20 protein-coding genes are annotated in these 15,078 nt (G+C 73.1%); 8 read left to right on the top strand and 12 right to left on the bottom strand.

Translation table 11 applies throughout. The features are described from left to right. Positions 1-46: 46 nt before the first annotated feature. Positions 47-370 carry a putative quinol monooxygenase gene (locus tag ACXJKB_RS09240; RefSeq protein ID WP_457187599.1) on the top strand — a complete coding sequence of 108 codons (324 nt, stop codon included), beginning with the start codon at positions 47-49 and terminating at the stop codon, positions 368-370. A 3-nt stretch (positions 371-373) separates the two neighbouring features. Here the strand turns inward: ACXJKB_RS09240 and ACXJKB_RS09235 are convergent, their stop codons facing one another. From ACXJKB_RS09235 to ACXJKB_RS09215, 5 genes are all read right to left on the bottom strand, one after another. After that, positions 374-1,072 (bottom strand): glycosyltransferase, encoded by a 699-nt coding sequence (locus ACXJKB_RS09235; RefSeq protein ID WP_457187597.1) that lies wholly within the window; start codon positions 1,070-1,072, stop codon positions 374-376. Next, on the bottom strand, positions 1,069-2,394 hold the full coding sequence (locus tag ACXJKB_RS09230; RefSeq protein WP_457187595.1) for a PIG-L family deacetylase: 1,326 nt from the start codon (positions 2,392-2,394) through the stop codon (positions 1,069-1,071). The genes ACXJKB_RS09235 and ACXJKB_RS09230 overlap by 4 nt, the downstream gene beginning before the upstream one ends. Continuing rightward, on the bottom strand, positions 2,391-3,452 hold the full coding sequence (locus ACXJKB_RS09225; protein ID WP_457187593.1) for an acyl-CoA dehydrogenase: 1,062 nt from the start codon (positions 3,450-3,452) through the stop codon (positions 2,391-2,393). The genes ACXJKB_RS09230 and ACXJKB_RS09225 overlap by 4 nt, the downstream gene beginning before the upstream one ends. 121 nt (positions 3,453-3,573) lie before the next feature. Further along, positions 3,574-3,987 carry a (R)-mandelonitrile lyase gene (locus ACXJKB_RS09220; RefSeq protein WP_457187591.1) on the bottom strand — a complete coding sequence of 138 codons (414 nt, stop codon included), beginning with the start codon at positions 3,985-3,987 and terminating at the stop codon, positions 3,574-3,576. Then, on the bottom strand, positions 3,984-4,898 hold the full coding sequence (locus ACXJKB_RS09215; RefSeq protein WP_457187589.1) for a helix-turn-helix transcriptional regulator: 915 nt from the start codon (positions 4,896-4,898) through the stop codon (positions 3,984-3,986). Before ACXJKB_RS09215 ends, ACXJKB_RS09220 begins: the two co-directional genes overlap by 4 nt. 224 nt (positions 4,899-5,122) lie before the next feature. Here ACXJKB_RS09215 and ACXJKB_RS09210 point away from each other — a divergent pair, with 224 nt between their 5' ends. Continuing rightward, entirely contained in the window at positions 5,123-5,662 is a 540-nt protein-coding gene (locus ACXJKB_RS09210) for a cyclophilin-like fold protein (RefSeq protein WP_457187587.1), read from the top strand. A gap of 58 nt (positions 5,663-5,720) precedes the next feature. Here the strand turns inward: ACXJKB_RS09210 and ACXJKB_RS09205 are convergent, their stop codons facing one another. Then, a complete protein-coding gene (locus ACXJKB_RS09205; RefSeq protein WP_457187585.1) occupies positions 5,721-6,374 on the bottom strand; it encodes an AMIN-like domain-containing (lipo)protein in 654 nt (217 codons plus the stop codon). Between the two features lie 94 nt (positions 6,375-6,468). Next, positions 6,469-7,446, bottom strand: coding sequence for a zinc-binding dehydrogenase (locus tag ACXJKB_RS09200; RefSeq protein ID WP_457187583.1), 978 nt, complete (start codon positions 7,444-7,446; stop codon positions 6,469-6,471). A gap of 146 nt (positions 7,447-7,592) precedes the next feature. Here ACXJKB_RS09200 and ACXJKB_RS09195 point away from each other — a divergent pair, with 146 nt between their 5' ends. Then, positions 7,593-7,961 carry a DUF2256 and DUF3253 domain-containing protein gene (locus ACXJKB_RS09195; protein ID WP_300052265.1) on the top strand — a complete coding sequence of 123 codons (369 nt, stop codon included), beginning with the start codon at positions 7,593-7,595 and terminating at the stop codon, positions 7,959-7,961. A gap of 25 nt (positions 7,962-7,986) precedes the next feature. Here ACXJKB_RS09195 and ACXJKB_RS09190 read toward each other — a convergent pair whose 3' ends face one another. Genes ACXJKB_RS09190 through ACXJKB_RS09180 form a run of 3 tightly spaced genes read right to left on the bottom strand, consistent with a single transcriptional unit; the run spans position 7,987 to position 10,430 of the window. Then, entirely contained in the window at positions 7,987-8,616 is a 630-nt protein-coding gene (locus ACXJKB_RS09190; protein ID WP_457187581.1) for a hypothetical protein, read from the bottom strand. 60 nt (positions 8,617-8,676) lie between these two features. Then, positions 8,677-8,970 (bottom strand): hypothetical protein, encoded by a 294-nt coding sequence (locus ACXJKB_RS09185; RefSeq protein ID WP_457187579.1) that lies wholly within the window; start codon positions 8,968-8,970, stop codon positions 8,677-8,679. A gap of 32 nt (positions 8,971-9,002) precedes the next feature. After that, positions 9,003-10,430, bottom strand: coding sequence for a short-chain fatty acid transporter (locus ACXJKB_RS09180; RefSeq protein ID WP_457187577.1), 1,428 nt, complete (start codon positions 10,428-10,430; stop codon positions 9,003-9,005). A 154-nt stretch (positions 10,431-10,584) separates the two neighbouring features. Here ACXJKB_RS09180 and ACXJKB_RS09175 point away from each other — a divergent pair, with 154 nt between their 5' ends. Further along, positions 10,585-11,199: a ClpP family protease gene (locus ACXJKB_RS09175; protein ID WP_457187575.1), complete on the top strand. Its 615-nt coding sequence runs from the start codon at positions 10,585-10,587 to the stop codon at positions 11,197-11,199. Then, positions 11,196-11,798: a ClpP family protease gene (locus ACXJKB_RS09170; RefSeq protein ID WP_457187573.1), complete on the top strand. Its 603-nt coding sequence runs from the start codon at positions 11,196-11,198 to the stop codon at positions 11,796-11,798. The genes ACXJKB_RS09175 and ACXJKB_RS09170 overlap by 4 nt, the downstream gene beginning before the upstream one ends. 13 nt (positions 11,799-11,811) lie before the next feature. Here the strand turns inward: ACXJKB_RS09170 and ACXJKB_RS09165 are convergent, their stop codons facing one another. Beyond that, complete coding sequence (locus ACXJKB_RS09165; RefSeq protein ID WP_457187571.1) at positions 11,812-12,108, bottom strand: helix-turn-helix domain-containing protein; 297 nt, start codon at positions 12,106-12,108, stop codon at positions 11,812-11,814. Positions 12,109-12,193: 85 nt separating this feature from the next. Here ACXJKB_RS09165 and ACXJKB_RS09160 point away from each other — a divergent pair, with 85 nt between their 5' ends. The 3 genes from ACXJKB_RS09160 to ACXJKB_RS09150 are packed head-to-tail and all read left to right on the top strand — an operon-like array spanning position 12,194 to position 13,463. Next, on the top strand, positions 12,194-12,748 hold the full coding sequence (locus ACXJKB_RS09160) for a GNAT family N-acetyltransferase (RefSeq protein ID WP_457187569.1): 555 nt from the start codon (positions 12,194-12,196) through the stop codon (positions 12,746-12,748). 32 nt (positions 12,749-12,780) lie between these two features. Continuing rightward, complete coding sequence (locus ACXJKB_RS09155; RefSeq protein ID WP_457187567.1) at positions 12,781-13,185, top strand: VOC family protein; 405 nt, start codon at positions 12,781-12,783, stop codon at positions 13,183-13,185. Beyond that, entirely contained in the window at positions 13,182-13,463 is a 282-nt protein-coding gene (locus ACXJKB_RS09150; protein WP_457187565.1) for a winged helix-turn-helix transcriptional regulator, read from the top strand. The genes ACXJKB_RS09155 and ACXJKB_RS09150 overlap by 4 nt, the downstream gene beginning before the upstream one ends. 122 nt (positions 13,464-13,585) lie before the next feature. Here the strand turns inward: ACXJKB_RS09150 and ACXJKB_RS09145 are convergent, their stop codons facing one another. Further along, complete coding sequence (locus ACXJKB_RS09145; protein WP_457187563.1) at positions 13,586-15,040, bottom strand: protein adenylyltransferase SelO; 1,455 nt, start codon at positions 15,038-15,040, stop codon at positions 13,586-13,588. Between the last annotated feature and the right edge of the window lie 38 nt (positions 15,041-15,078).

Below are 15,078 nucleotides of genomic sequence, written 5' to 3'. Positions count from 1 at the left end.
TAGGGTCGGGGGAAGTGAGCCGAGCCCGACGCACCGAGGAGACGCCTTGATCTTCATCACCGCCAAGTTCCCGATCAAGCCCGAGCACGCCGACGACTGGCCCCGGCTGTCGCGGGCCTTCACCGAGGCCACCCGCGCCGAGGACGGCTGCCTGTGGTTCGAGTGGTCGCGCAGCCTCGAGGACCCGAGCGAGTACGTCCTCGTCGAGGCCTTCCGTGACGGCGACGCCGGCGGGGCGCACGTCGGCTCCGACCACTTCAAGGCCGCCCAGGCCGAGCTCCCGCAGTACCTCACCCGCACGCCCGAGATCGTCAGCACCGAGGTCGACCAGGATGGCTGGAACGAGCTGGGGGAGATGAAGGTCGGCTGAGCCTCAGGCGCCGAGACCGTCGAGGTAGTGCGCGAAGCCGTCGGGGGCACGGCCGGTCCGGCGTCCCGAGGTGACGACCGGCACGGCCCCGGTCGCCAGGGACGGCACTCCGGCCTCGCGCATCGCCGTCACCAGCCCGACGTCCTCGTGCGTGGGCAGGAGTGGGAACCCGCCCGCCGCCCGGTAGGCGTCCAGCGTGAAGCCGAGGTTGGCGCCGTGCACGTGGTCGTGGCCGTCCGCGGTGGTGTGGCGTTGGTGCCAGGCCGACAGCGATCCTGCGGGCAGGTCGCCGGGCCGCGGCTCGACGGTGCCGACCACGAGGCCGAGGCCGTCGGCGGCCCACGCGAGGTGCGACGTCAGCCAGTGTCGCGGGACGACGCTGTCGGCATCGGTGCTCGCCACCCACAGGGAGCGGCTGCCGATGCCGGCCGCCCACGCCGCGGCCGCCTCGACGCCCTCCGACCTGGCGACGCCGACGCAGCCGGCGAGGGTGGTGACCGCGACGACGCCGTCGCGGTCGCGCACCACCCGGTCGGAGCCGTCGCGGCACGCGTCCAGGACGACCACGACCTGCGTGGGGACGTCCGGGTACGCCGTGCCCAGCGCGTCGACGGCGGCCGCGACCGCGTCGAGGGAGGCGGGAAGCAGGACCTCCTCGTCGCGGGCCGGCACGACGACCGCCACAGCGTCGGGACGCGTCACGAGGACCGTCCCAGCACGTGCAGCAGGAAGTCGGGCTCCTGGTGCTCGACCAGCACCCGACCTCCCGCAGCGAGGAAGGCGTCGACGAACCTGTCGTGGACCGCCGGCCCGGCCAGGGGCCAGCCGACGGGCTGGTGGCGCCAGTGGCACAGGAGCACGTGACCGTCGTCGGCCAGTGAGGTGAGGCAGAGCCGGACCAGCTCCGCGAGCCGTCGGGGGCTGAGGAAGTAGCCGACCTCGGACACCGACACCAGGTCGTAGCGGGCGGCCGGCCACTCGTCCGGCACCCGGGCCAGCCGCACCTCGAGCCCGTCGATGCCGGCCGTACGCCGACGGGCGAGGTCGACGGCCGTGGGGCTGTCGTCGACGGCCAGCAGCCGGTCGGTGCGGGTCGCGAGGTCGATGGCCAGCGCGCCGACCGAGCAGCCCACCTCGAGGGCGAGCGGGTAGTGCTCCCGCGGCAGGCTCGCCAGCGACACGGCGCGCTTGCGGCGCTCGTAGAAGGAGTCGACGTCCCACGGGTCGGCTCGCTCGCGGTGGACCCGGTCGAGGGACTCGTCGTCGGCCTCGGGTCCGCCGACCAGGAACACCTCGTGGTCTCGGCCGAAGTGGGCGAGCAGGTCGGGGCCGAGGAGCACCTCGTCACCGGGCGCGGCCGAGAGCGGCCGGACCTGGCTCTCGTGGGCGTCGACGGCCGCCCGCTTCGCCGTCATGGCCTCTGCCGACAGCGGCAGCCGCGCGACGGGGGCCCGTGCGAGGTCGTCCGGGCGACCCCAGTGCCACCACCAGACTGGGTACTCCCACAGGAGCGCGTCGGTGCGGTGGGCGGCGGTCGCGGCGGCCCGCCCCACCGCCTCGTGGTCGGGGTGGCCGTCACCGCGCCACGGCGCGCAGAGGAGCACGTCGGCACCATCGGTGCCGATCGTCTCGACGAGTGCCGCCACCAGCTCCTCCTCGTGCTCGGCCACCGCGCCGTCGGGGAGGTCGAGGCAGGTGACGTGCGCGTCCGGGGCGAGGACCTCCGTGGCGCGACGCAGCTCCGCCCGGCGCACCTCCGCGAGCCGACCGGGGGAGTGGGTGGGAGAGTGCGGGTGCGAGCCCTCACCGGCCGTCGCAGTCACGACCTCGACGCTCCGACCCGCGCGCGCGGCGGTGTGCAGCAGGCCGCCCGCCCCGAGAGTCTCGTCGTCGGGGTGCCCGCCCACGACGACGACGCGGCCGCGCGACCCCGGCAGCCCGAGGGTCGGCACGCTCGCCAGGACGTCCGACCACGACCCGGCCGTCGTACCGGGGTGGTCGTGCCGGAAGCGGGGAGCGATCACCAGTCCGACCCCGGGTCGTCGAGGAGCTGCCGCCCGAGGGACGCCTGGTCGCGCTCGGCGTGCCACTGGCGGAGGTAGAGCTCGAGGTCGGCCACCCGGCGCGCGTGCGCCTCGTCGGTGGCCAGGGGACCGGGCCCCAGGGCATGCGCTGAACGCCGCAGGACGTCCTCGGACGCGACGGCGACCACCTCACGCACGCGCAGTGCGGCCCGCCAGCCGACCGGTCCGGCGAGGTTGCCGGCGTCGAGGGCCGCAGCCGCCTGCTCCAGCACGGCCCGGGCGCCGTGCAGCCGCGCGTCGACGGCGCCGAGGTGCATCAACGCCACCTGGTCGGGCTCACGCGTGCCGGATGCCGCCACCATGCGCCTCGCGACCCCCACCGCCCCGCCGAACCAGACGGCGGCCACGCCGATCGCACCCCACGCGAAGCCGGGCCGCTCGAGGTACCACCCGGGCGCCCCGACGGCGCGCGCGTCCACCCCGTCGAGGTCGAGGGGACCCGAGTCGACCGCGGTGAGCCCGCGCGCCACCCACGTCCCGGCCACGGCCGTCACGTCCGGGTGGTCGAGGTCGACGGCGAAGAGCTGTCGTTCCCGGCCCACCCGTGCGCTGATCAGCGCGTGGTCGAGCTCGCCCCCGAGCGAGCACCAGTGCTTGCGCCCGTCGAGGACGTACGACGACCCCCTCGGCGTCGCCCGCAACGGCTCGCCCGGCCCCTCGGCGGCGAACACGCCCCAGGTCCCGTCCCCGGCCTCCTCGCCCGCCTGCCCGAGGATGGCGTGGGCGTCCAGGTGCGGCTCCAGCACCCGCGCGACGGTCAGGTCGGCGGCGGCGACGCTGGCGAGGGCCGACCACAGGAACGCGGTGCTGCCGCTGCCGGGGTGTGGCAGCCGGCCGCCGACGTCACGGGCGAGGCCCAGCGCAGCAGGTACGTCGCCCGCTGCGGCCGTGGCCTGCTCGGACAGCACGATGAGCTCGCGCCGTTGCTCGTTCGTCGTGGCTCCGAGCTCGACTGGCCGGCTACCGGCCCCCGCATCTCTCGCGTGGTCGTGCGTCATCTGTCCCCCCCGGCTCGCGCGCCACCTCCCGGCGCGTGGCGCTGCGCGCCGAGCAGGACGCTACGAGCGCGCACGCCCCCAGCGGGACCTCCCAAGGGCTGGTGGTCGTGCTGGCCCGCCGTCAGCCCTGCGCGGCGTAGTCCTCGTCGGTGACGTGCTCGAGCCAGGTCACGACCTCGCCCTGGTCGTCGGCCTCATGGATGGCGACGTGGGCCATGAAGCGACCGGCGGTCGCGCCGTGCCAGTGCTCCTCGCCGGGCTCGATGTAGACCACGTCGCCCGGTCGGATCTCCTGCGGCTGGCTCGTGCCGTCCTGGCCGCGCCGGGCGACGTAGCCGATCCCGTCGGTGACGTAGAGGGTCTGGCCCTTGGGGTGGTGGTGCCACGCGGTGCGGGCTCCGGGGGTGAAGCGGACGTGGGCGCAGCCGACGGCGGACTGGTCGTCGGGGTTGCGGATGCCGTCGATGTAGACGTCGCCGGTGAACCAGTCGGCGGGGCCGGGGGCGGTGTCGGCGGAGCTGCGGGTGAGCTTCATGGGGTGGAGGACTCTTCCTGGGGGTGGGTGGACGGGGCGGTTGCCTGCTCCGACGCTGCCCAGGAGGCGAGCAGCCGGAGTCGTTCGGCGGAGGGCGAGCCGGGCTCGGCCGTGTAGACGAGCAGGACGAGGCCCGGCTCGGCGGTGATGGCGAGCTCCTCGTAGGCGAGGGTGAGCTCACCCACGACCGGGTGCTGGAAGCGCTTCGTGCCGGTGCCGTGGGTGCGGACGTCGTGCGCCGCCCAGAGGCGGCGGAAGGTCTCGCTGCGGGTGGAGAGCTCGCCGACGAGGTCCTGCAGGCCGCGGTCGTGGGGGTCGCGACCCGCCTCGGTGCGCATGATGCCCACGCACATCTCGGCGAAGAGGTCCCAGTCGGGGTAGAAGTCCCGCGCGGCGGGGTCGAGGAACTGGAAGCGGGCGAGGTTCGGCGTACGACCTCGAGCCTGCTCGTCGTCGCCGATGACGGGCGAGTAGAACGCGCGGCCGAGGGTGTTGGTGGCCAGCAGGTTCTGATGGGGGTCGCGGACGAAGGCGACACCGTCGGTGATGGCCTCGAGGGCCCACCGCAGGCTGAGACGCGACGCGGCCTTCGCCGGCGTACGACGACGAGGACGGCTGCTGGTGGGGATGCCGTCCGCAGCACGTGCGAGGTCGTACAGGTGGGCGCGCTCGGTCTCGTCGAGCTGCAGCGCCCGCGCCAGCGCCTCCAGGACGCTGGACGAGGCGCCGGCGATCTGGCCCCGCTCGAGCCGGGCGTAGTACTCCACGCTCAGGCCGGCCAGCGTCGCGACCTCGCTGCGGCGCAGCCCCTTCACGCGGCGGCTGCCGGTGGTCGGCAACCCGACCTGCTCCGGGGTGATGCGTGCGCGGCGGGTGGTGAGGAACTCGCGCACGTCTTCTCGGTTGTCCACGACCTCGAGACTAGGCCGGTGCGGAGCGGCCCCGTAGCCATGAGGGGTGCCCTGTCGGTGCACCCCTCGACAGGGACTCCCACACCCGTCCGCAGGCGGGTTCACTCGATGTCGGGGCGGCACCAGCACGCCGCCCAAGCCCACGCAGAACCACGGACGACGAGGAGGAGCCCAGTGCCATGCGCCAGGCAGTCAGGCCCCTCCACCAAGGTGCTGCTGCTCCGATGACGGGCAACCCTGCGCGGGCGGGCGTCGCCACGCTGGCTGCCCTCGCCCTGACCCTCGGCGCCTGCGGAGACCAGGACCGGGACGAACGTCCGGATCCGGGCACTGGAGCCCCGGCATCGCCCAGCGGCGGCCGTTCGGAGCCGACCCACGTCAACCCCACACCCACCGACGACGGGAGCGACATGCAGATCCACCTCACCCTCGGCGACCACCGGTTCGCCGCCACCCTCGACGACAGCGCCGCGGCCGACGATCTCATCGCCCAATTGCCGGTGACCGTCGACATGACCGACCACGCTGGCGTGGAGAAGACCGGCTTGCTGCCCTCGCCGCTGTCCCTCGACGGCCAGCCCGACGGTGCCGACCCCGACGTCGGGGACCTCGGCTACTACGCACCGGGCAACGACCTCGTCCTCTACTACGGCGACCAGTCCTTCTATCCCGGCATCGTCGTCATCGGCCGGCTCGAGCGTGGCGCCGCGGAGCAGATCGCCCGGATGGACGGAGCCGTCACCGTCACCGTCGAGGCGGGCTGACCCGATGGAGCTGCAGGAGCTCCCCGCGACGGCGCCGTGACCGGGCGGACTCGGGCGGTCAGTCGGCGATGTCGACGACGAGGCGTGGCGGGTCGGAGAGCGTGAAGACCCGGAACGGCCGCTCGTCGCCCTCGACGCCTGCGAAGACCTGGGTGTAGCCCTCGAACCAGCCGTTGACCTGCACCTCGGCCACGGCGCCGGCGGGCCCCAGGCGCGCGGGCACCTCGAAGGAACCCGGCTCGGGCATGGCGGTGCCGGACGCGCTGATGGTCAGCACGTGGTCGCCCTCGAGCGGCACGACGTCGCCACTGCCCTCGGCGACCGCCTCGTCGCTCCACGCGACGCCCCAGCCCGGGGTCGCTGTGCCGCTGAGCTCGAGCACGACGCGGTCGAAGCCGTCGTGCTCACCCACGCGTACGTCGACCAGCTGCAGGTCCCACTCGCCCGACGGCTCGGCGGTCTGCGGGTCGGTCGACTCCGGGAACGGCGGCCCATCGGGCGCGGGCGCCGGGGAGGGCGACTCTGCCGACGCAGAGGGCGATTCGGACGGGGAGTCCGACGGGGATGCAGACGGCGTCCCCGGTGACGTCTCCGACGTCTCGGGAGAGGGCGACGTGGTCGCGTCGCTCGCCGAGGTGGGGGAGGTGTCGGTCCCGCAGGCCGCCAGCAGCAGCGCGGCAACCGCGAGTGTCCCGCCCAGTGCTCGGCCCATCGTTCTCCCTCGGTAGGTGCCGTCGACCGGCGGTCCCAGCCTAGGGGCCGGGACCGCCGGTCCTCGGGACCACGGCCGCGTCAGGGCCGGGGAGTCACGGGCGCAGCAGGATCTTGCCGCGCCGACCCGGCTCGGAGCTCGCACGCGCGGCGGCGGAGATCTCCTCGAGGGGGTAGACCTCCTCGACGGGGAGCGTGACCACGCCCGAGGTGATGCCGGCGACCAGCTCGCCCATCAGTGCGGCCCGCTTCTCGCGGTCCATCGCCGGGAAGACCTTGCTGCCCCAGAAGCCCTTGATGACGACCTGCTTGAAGATGACCTCGCCGGACCCGATCTCGAGGGTGGGGGAGGCCATCGCCCCGAAGACGACGAGCACGGCGTCCTCGGCCAGGAGCGACACGACGTCGCCGGCCGCGCTTCCGCCGACCGAGTCGACGCCGGCGACGACCCTGCCGTCACCCACGACCTCGCGCACGCGCTCACGCCACCCGTCGTCGTCGGTCGCGACGACGTCACCGATGCCCTGCTCGCGCAGCTCGTCGACGCCGGCGGAGCGGCGTACGAGCCCGAGGACCCGGACGCCACGCGCCACGGCCAGCTGGGCGACCATCCGACCCACGGCGCCGTTGGCGGCGTTCTGGACGATCCAGTCGCCCTCGGACACCTCGAGGAAGTCCAGCAGCGCGATGGCGCTGAAGGGCATCGAGACAAGCTGGGCCGCGGCCTCGTCGGGCATCTCGTCGGGCACCGGGATGAGACCCTTCGCGGGGGCCACGACGTACTCCGCCCACGCGCCGAACGCACCGCCGATGGCGACGCGCTGGCCGACCTCGAGTCCCTCGACGCCCTCGCCGAGCGACTCGACGACACCCACCAGCTCGGTGCCGGCGCGCGCGGGCATCTCGGGCTTGAAGCCGTAGCTGCCGCGGACCGTCCAGAGGTCGTGGTTGTGGATCGGGGAGAGGAGCACCCGCACGAGCGCCTCACCCGGACCGGGCTCGGGGTTCGGCACCTCCTGGACCGAGAGGACCTCGGCCGGGTCGCCGAACTGGGGCTGGACGAGTGCGCGCATGGGACTGCCTTCCGTTGCTGATCTGCTTGCTTCTTGCGGGGACGTACGTCGGGCACAACCACCCACCGGGTCCGGCTATGCCGCGGAGCGGCCCCCTGAGGGAAGGGTCACAGGCCGGGCTGGCGGTGCCCGGCACACTGGGGAGCATGCCCCCGGAGCCGAAGACCTGCCAGTCGTGCGGGCGCACCATCGAGTGGCGCAAGAAGTGGGAGCGCGACTGGGACCAGGTGCGCTACTGCTCGACCGCATGTCGCAAGCGGGGCGTGTCCGACGTCGATCGCAGGCTGGAGGAGTCGATCCTCGACCTGCTCGCGCAGCGGGCGCGTACGTCGACGATCTGCCCGTCCGACGCGGCCCGCGCGGTCGGCGACGAGGACACGTGGCGCGACCTGATGGAGCCGGCCCGTCGCGCCGCCCGGCGGCTGGTGGACCGTGGCGAGGTCGACATCACCCAGGCCGGGCACGTCGTCGACCCCTCGACCGCCAAGGGGCCGATCCGGATCCGGCGCCGCTGAGCGGAGTCCGCCCGCCCGGTTCGGGTCAGAAGGCGTAGCCGAACCGCTCCAGGTCCTCGGCGTGGGCCGTCTCCACCAGCCGGCGGCTCGCGACCGAGTAGGAGCGCCAGTAGGCGCGCTCGCGGTCCGTGACGTTGGTCGGCGGCACGGGCAGCTCGAGGCCGAGGAGCTCACGGACGTCGGTCTCGAGGTGCTCCATGCGCAGCACGACGTCGGCCTCGGCGACATGGCCGCGGTTGATCCGCAGCGGCCGCACGGGGCTGCCGATGACCCGCTCGAGCCACGGGTCGAAGTCCAGGGTCACCGCGTCGACGATGCGGTCGACGGCGTCCGGCACGTCGTGGACCCAGGAGTCGGGGCGGCGCAGCTCGTGCACCCACCGCGTCCGCGTCCTGGTGTGCTCAGCGACGTAGAAGTCGAACGGGTTGCGGGTCGTCGTCACGATGCGCATCCCGTGCCCGGGGTCCACCACTCCGGCCTCGACGAGCTGCCGGACGGTCGCGTGCTTGACGTCCACGCCCACCTGCCGGGCCTGCTGCGACCCGACCACCTCGGTCGCGCCCCGTCGTGAGATCAGCGCCTCGCGGAGGGCGGTGCTGCCGGTGCCGGGGGCCGCGGTGACGAGGAGGCCGGCGTCGTGGTCGACCAGCGCCATCAGCGGGCGCCGCGGTAGGGAGAGCCTTGATGCATGCAGGTATTGCAGCAGACGACCGGTTCAGTCGCCGAAGAGGCGGTCCTCGGCCTCCGCGGACGTCACCTCGATGCGCAGCGCCATGACCTTGTCCGACGGCAGCCCGAGGCGGGACAGGATGACCTGCACCTGGGGGAGCACCCAGCTGAAGGACTCGACCATGACGCGTCCGGCCTCGCTCTGCACCCGGATCCACACGACCGGGTCACCGGCGCGATCAGGCAGCCAGTGCGCTCCGATGACGCCGGCGGGCGCCAGCGACGTGACGATCGGCAGCATCGCCGCGTCGGCGGCGCGACGGAGCTCGTCGTCGGTCACCCGCCCACGCTAGACCCGCCGGCGTGTGGTCGTCAGGGCATGACGGGTGGCACGAACTCGAAGGTCATCCCGAGGAGCCACAGCAGGAGCAGCACGACCGGCAGGTGGAAGAGGAACTGCAGGAACGTGAAGCCGACGAGGTCGCGGGCCCGGACGCCGAGCACGGCCAGCAGCGGGAGCATGAAGAACGGGTTGACCAGGTTGGGGAGGGCCTCGGCGGCGTTGTAGATCTGCACGGTCCAGCCGAGGTTCATCCCGACGTCGGTCGCCGACTGCATGACGTACGGCGCCTCGACGAGCCACTTGCCGCCGCCCGAGGGGACGAGGAGGCCGAGCAGCGCGGTGTAGATGGCGATGACGACGGCGAACGCACCGCCGCCGCCGATGTTGGTGAACAGGTCGGCGAGGTGCTCGGAGACGGTGACCCCGCCGCGGCCCTCCGCGCGGGTCAGCACCGCGGCCATGGCGGCGTACAGCGGGAACTGCACCAGCACTCCGGCAGTGGTCGGCACCGCCTTGGTGACCGCGTTGAGGAAGCCGCGTGGGGTGCCGTGGAGGACGAGGCCGAGGATCAGGAAGACCATGAGGTAGCCGTTGAGGCTGCTGATCACCGTGAGGAACGGCAGGGTCGCGAGCTGCTGGACGAGCCAGCCGAGGGTGAGCAGGCCGATGAGGATCGGCAGGATCCGGGAGTACTCCAGCCGCTCACCGGGACGCGTCTGCGGGGCCAGCGGCTCGACGGAGTCGGAGAGGTTGACCTCCATGTCCTCGGCCGAGCGGATCGCGTCGCCCTGCGGTGCCGACGCCCAGGCGACGACGACGCTGAGGGCGATGAGGACGGCGGCCATCACGAGCGACTGCCAGGTGAGGATCGTCGCGCCGAAGTCGAGCACGCCGGTGATCTCGAGCAGCTCGGGCGGCAGCGACTCGGGGGTGGCCTGCAGCTGGGCGGCGGACGACGAGAGGCCGAGCGCCCACACGGCACCGAGGCCGAGGTACGCCGCTGCGCCGAGGGCGCGGTAGTCGGTGCGCAGGTCGGGCCGGCGGGCGATCGCCCGGGCGAGCAGGCCGCTGAAGACCAGGCTGAGGCCCCAGTTGACCATCGAGACCAGGCACGACAGCAGCGCCACGAACGCCACGGCACCGCGCGGCGTCGAGGGGTAGAGCGCGATCCGCTCGATGACTCGCGCGACCGGCGGTGAGGTCGCGACGACGTACCCGGTGAGCACGACCATCGCCATCTGCAGCGTGAAGGTGGCGAGGTCCCAGAAGCCGCCGCCGAAGGTCTCGGCCACCGTGGCGGGGCTCGACCCGTTGGCCATCGCGGCCACCGACACGAGCACGACGCCGGCGAGGGCGAAGACATACGCGTCGGGGAACCACTTCTCGGTCCATGCGGCGCTGCGCTGTGCGAGGCGGGCGAGCCCGCGTTCTTCCTGGGTCTCCGAGAGGGTCGACATGGCTCAGCAACGTATCCGCAGGCGTGCTGTGCGCTCGGGCCGGGCGGGTGGCCCGGTCGCGCGGCCGGTCTGCTAGGCCGCGTTCTGCTGCCAGCGGATCCACGGGCAGCAGAACGCCCTGTGGCCAGGCGCCGCAGCGCGCCACGCTGGCGGCATGACCACCCACACCACCTCCGAACGCATCGAGGACGAGCTCGTCCGGCGACTGATGCACCAGCGGATCATCGTCCTCGGCGAGGAGCTCGGCGAGCGCAACGGCAACCGCCTCATGCACCAGCTCCTGCTCCTGTCCGCCGAGGACCCGCGCGCCGACATCAGCCTCTGGATCAGCTCGCCCGGCGGCTCGGTGTCGTCGATGCTCGCCATCCACGACGTCATGCAGCTGATCCCCAACGACGTCAGCACCCTGGCCATGGGCATGGCCGCGAGCGCCGGGCAGTTCCTGCTCTCGGCGGGCGCGCCCGGCAAGAGGTACGCCCTGCCGCACGCCCGCGTGCTGCTCCACCAGGGCTCGGCCGGCATCGGCGGCACGGCCGTCGACATCGAGATCCAGGCCGACGACCTGCGGCACACCCGCGACACCGTCCTCGGCCTGATCGCCGGGCACACCGGCCAGGACCGCGAGACCGTCGAGCGCGACTCGAGGCGCGACCGGTGGTTCAGCGCCGAGGACGCGCTGGCGTACGGCTTCGTCGACCAGGTGATCAGCTCGGTCGACCACGTGACACCGGTGCGCTCGCGCGCCGTGGGCCTGGCGGGTGCGCGATGAGCAGCTACACGATCCCGTACGTCGTCCAGCAGACGCCGCGCGGCGAGCGCACCCTCGACCTCTACTCGCGGCTGCTGTCCGAGCGGATCGTCTACCTCGGCACGGAGATCGACGACGGCGTCGCCAACGCCGTCATCGCCCAGCTGCTCCACCTCGCCTCGGAGAACCCCGAGCTCCCGATCAGCCTCTACATCAACTCGCCCGGTGGATCGATCACGGCGATGCTGGCGGTCTACGACGCCATGCAGTTCGTGAAGCCGCCGATCGAGACCGTCTGCGTCGGGCAGGCCGCGTGGACCGCGGCGGTCCTGCTGGCCGGGGGAGCGCCGGGGCGTCGCGCGATCCTGCCGCACGGTCGGGTGGTGCTGCACCAGCCCGCGACCCAGGGTCGCGGGACCATCCCCGACCTGATCCTCGAGGCGGACGAGGTGGCCCGCGTGCGCCTGCTGCTCGAGCAGGTGCTCGCCCAGCACACCGGGCGTACGGCGGAGCAGATCCGGCAGGACACCGACCGCACGCTCGTGCTGCCGGGGGAGGCCGCGGTCGACTACGGGCTCGTCGACCTGGTCCTGAGCGAGCAGGGGCCGGCGATGGCCTGAGCAGCCGCCCCGGTCAGGCAGCCAGGGCCAGGGCGTCCGGCCGGCCGGCGCGCACCGCGAGCCGCCGGACGCTCAGGTCGAGGGCGCCGGCGATGGCCTGCAGCATCTCCGAGGACGGGTCCTTGAGCCCGCGCTCGACCTCGGAGAGGTACTGCACGGACACCCCGGCCCTCTCGGCCACGTCCTTGAGCCGTTCCCCGCGGGCCGCGCGCTCACGATGGAGCTCCTCGCCGACGATCTCGCGCCACAGGCGCTCGGGCGCCGGGGGCGCGTCTGGCTGCTGCACCGGGAACCGCACGACGTCACCCATGTCGTCGAATGTAGCCACGTCGCGGGTCCCGTGGCACCGCGTTCCGCTGACAGCAGAACGGTGGCCGACACGGCAGAGTGGCACCGTGTCCGTTCCCGCTGAGTGGCTGTCGACAGCCCGGCTGTCACTGCGGCCGCCGACGCCGGCCGATGGGCCAGCGGTGTTGCGGATCCTCTCGAACCGGTCGGTGGTCGATCACAACCCGTCGGACCTGGTCGAGGAGCTGTCCGAGGTGGAGGCGTTGCTGGAGCGCTGGCTCGTGCACTGGTCCGAGCACGGCTTCGGCAACTCCTGCGTCTTCGAGAAGACGACCGGTCGGCTGATCGGCAACTGCGGGGTACGTCGAACGACGGTCCGTGGTGCGCCGGTCCTCAACCTGATGTACCGCTTCGAACCCGGTGCGTGGGGCCGGGGTCACGCCACGGAGGCGGCACTCGCTGTCGTGGACTGGACGTCGCGCAACCTGCCGGGCCAGGTCGTGCTGGCCCGGGTTCGTCCCGGCAACGTCGCCAGCCAGGCCGTGGCACGGAAGATCGGTCTGCGACGCGACCCGAGCTTCGACGACCAGGGGGCGGACGGCCTGGACTGGGCATTCACCGATCGCCCAGATCTCGCAGAAAGACGGGATGCAGGGGCTTGACGGCGTACTTGTATTTTGCAAGTGTCGAGCGCATGAGCCTCTTCATCACCTGCCCGGTCGAGAGCGTCGAGCGCGCCACCGCCTTCTACGCCGCCCTCGGGTGGACCCTCAACGCCGAGATGTCTGACGACAACGTGTCCTGCTTCGCCATCGCGCCCGAGCAGTACGTCATGCTCGGCAGCCGCGCCATGTACGCCAGCGTCGGCGGCGCCGAGGAGCTGGTGGGCGGACCCGACACCCCCTCGAAGGTCACGGTCTCGTTCGACCTCGGGAGCCGCGAGGCGGTCGACGAGCTCGTCGAGCGCGCCAGCGCTGCCGGCGGGCGGATCGGTGACACCGACGACTACCCGTTCATGTACCAACGCCAGTTCGACGACCCCGACGGCTACCACTACTCGCCGTTCTGGATGAAGCCGGACGTCGATCCGACCGCGTGAGCGACCTGGCCGCGGCCCTGGACGTCGTCGGAGCACGGTGGGCCCTGCTCATCGTCGAACGGCTGCTCGCGGGGCCGCAGCGATACGGCGACCTGCAGCGCGACCTCGGCGTGCCGACCAACATCCTCGCCACTCGCTTGCGCGAGCTCGAAGCGGCCGGCGTGCTGTCCCGCATCCCCCTGCGACACAACACCCGGGCGTACGAGCTGACCGATCGCGGGCTCGCCCTGCGCGACGCGATCAGCGCGCTCGGGAGCTGGGGCAGGGAGAACACCTAACTGACGGACCGGCAGAGCCGGGACGTCATGGGTTCTGGTCGTCCCAGCAGCCGCCCACCATGACGTTGCCGGCTTCGCCTGTGGCGTGGACCACATGCCGTTGCGGGAGGTGCAAGCCCGCGCTACGTCCCGCAGAACGTCGTGTAGGCGCCGAACGAGTCGGGGGCGGGCTCCGCGTAGCGCTCGAGGCCGGGCCGCTCGTCGTACGGCGCGGACACCGCCTCGAGCAGCCGGTCGAGCGGCGTGAGGTCGCCGTCGGTGGCTGAGGCGAGGGCCTCCTCGACGAGGTGGTTGCGCGGCACGTAGACCGGGTTGGTGCGGTCCATCGCGTCGGCGTCCGGGCCGAGCGCGAGCCAGCGGGCGGACCACGCGTCGAAGCCGGCGAGGTCGAGGAACATCCCGCGCGCGGGCTCCACGTCGCCGCGCGCCGCCGCCCCGAGGCTGCGGAAGAACGACGTGTGGTCGACGTGGTCGGCCTGCACGAGCGCGACGAGGTCGGTGACGAGGCTCGACGCCTCGGCCGCATCGACGTCGGCGGGCAGGCCGAGCTTGGCGCGCATGCCGGCGGACCAGGCCGCCGAGTAGAGGTCGCGGAACGCGCCGAGCGCCTCCACCGCAACGGCCACCGCCGCGTCCTGGTCGTCGGCCAGGAGGGGCAGGACGGCCTCGGCGAAACGGGCGAGGTTCCACTCCGCGACCACGGGCTGGTTGCCGAAGGCGTAGCGGCCGCCGGTGTCGATGGAGCTGAAGACCGTCGTCGGGTCGAAGGCGTCCATGAAGGCGCACGGCCCGTAGTCGATGGTCTCGCCCGAGATGGTCATGTTGTCGGTGTTCATCACGCCGTGCACGAAGCCGACGAGCATCCACTCCGCGACCAGCGCGGCCTGGGCGGCGACGACCGACTGGAACAGGGCGAGGTGGGGGTGCTCCGCGTCGGCGGCCGCGGGGTGGTGGCGCGCGATCGCGTGCTCGGCGAGGCGCTCGAGCAGGTCGAGGTCGTCGGTGGCGCGGGCGTACTGGAACGTGCCGACGCGGAGGTGGCTGCTCGCCACGCGCGCCAGCACGGCGCCGGGCAGCACGGTCTCGCGCTGCACGGGACGACCGGTCGCCACGACGGCGAGGCTGCGGGTGGTGGGGATGCCGAGGGCGTGCATCGCCTCGCTGACGACGTACTCGCGCAGCATCGGGCCGACGGCAGCCAGGCCGTCGCCGCCGCGGGAGAATGGCGTACGCCCGGAGCCCTTGAGGTGCAGGTCGCGGATCCGGCCGGAGTCGTCGACGAGCTCGCCGAGCAGCAGGGCGCGGCCGTCGCCGAGCCGGGGGGAGTAGCCCCCGAACTGGTGCCCGGCGTAGGCCTGGGCGACCGGCGTCGCGCCCTCGGGGAGGTGGGTGCCGGTCAGCAGCCCGACGCCATCGCCGCGGAGCCATCCCGGGTCGAGGCCGAGTTCGGCGGCCAGCTGTTCGTTGAGGGCGAGCACCCGGGGCTCCGGGGTATCGGCGGCCTGCCAGGGCAGGGCCAGCTCGGGCAGCTCGCGGGCGAAGCGGCCGTCGAGGACGAGGGTGGGTGCCGAGGTCACTCCCTCGACGATACGCGGCGGGCGGGGACGATCCGCCC

It is taken from the genome of Nocardioides sp. P5_E3, assembly GCF_054049275.1.
Note: the sequence above shows the minus strand (reverse complement) of the source record. Positions and strands in the feature narration are given on the sequence as shown.

Bases quoted from the DNA above. Each gene is read 5' to 3' on its own strand.
- ACXJKB_RS09170 (WP_457187573.1), top strand. From the start codon at position 11,196: ATGAGCAGCTACACGATCCCGTACGTCGTCCAGCAGACGCCGCGCGGC.
- ACXJKB_RS09195 (WP_300052265.1), top strand. From the start codon at position 7,593: ATGCCCCCGGAGCCGAAGACCTGCCAGTCGTGCGGGCGCACCATCGAG.
- ACXJKB_RS09180 (WP_457187577.1), bottom strand. From the start codon at position 10,430: ATGTCGACCCTCTCGGAGACCCAGGAAGAACGCGGGCTCGCCCGCCTC.
- ACXJKB_RS09200 (WP_457187583.1), bottom strand. From the start codon at position 7,446: ATGCGCGCACTCGTCCAGCCCCAGTTCGGCGACCCGGCCGAGGTCCTC.
- ACXJKB_RS09225 (WP_457187593.1), bottom strand. From the start codon at position 3,452: ATGACGCACGACCACGCGAGAGATGCGGGGGCCGGTAGCCGGCCAGTC.
- ACXJKB_RS09220 (WP_457187591.1), bottom strand. From the start codon at position 3,987: ATGAAGCTCACCCGCAGCTCCGCCGACACCGCCCCCGGCCCCGCCGAC.
- ACXJKB_RS09155 (WP_457187567.1), top strand. From the start codon at position 12,781: ATGAGCCTCTTCATCACCTGCCCGGTCGAGAGCGTCGAGCGCGCCACC.
- ACXJKB_RS09210 (WP_457187587.1), top strand. From the start codon at position 5,123: ATGACGGGCAACCCTGCGCGGGCGGGCGTCGCCACGCTGGCTGCCCTC.
- ACXJKB_RS09190 (WP_457187581.1), bottom strand. From the start codon at position 8,616: ATGGCGCTGGTCGACCACGACGCCGGCCTCCTCGTCACCGCGGCCCCC.
- ACXJKB_RS09205 (WP_457187585.1), bottom strand. From the start codon at position 6,374: ATGGGCCGAGCACTGGGCGGGACACTCGCGGTTGCCGCGCTGCTGCTG.
- ACXJKB_RS09165 (WP_457187571.1), bottom strand. From the start codon at position 12,108: ATGGGTGACGTCGTGCGGTTCCCGGTGCAGCAGCCAGACGCGCCCCCG.
- ACXJKB_RS09175 (WP_457187575.1), top strand. From the start codon at position 10,585: ATGACCACCCACACCACCTCCGAACGCATCGAGGACGAGCTCGTCCGG.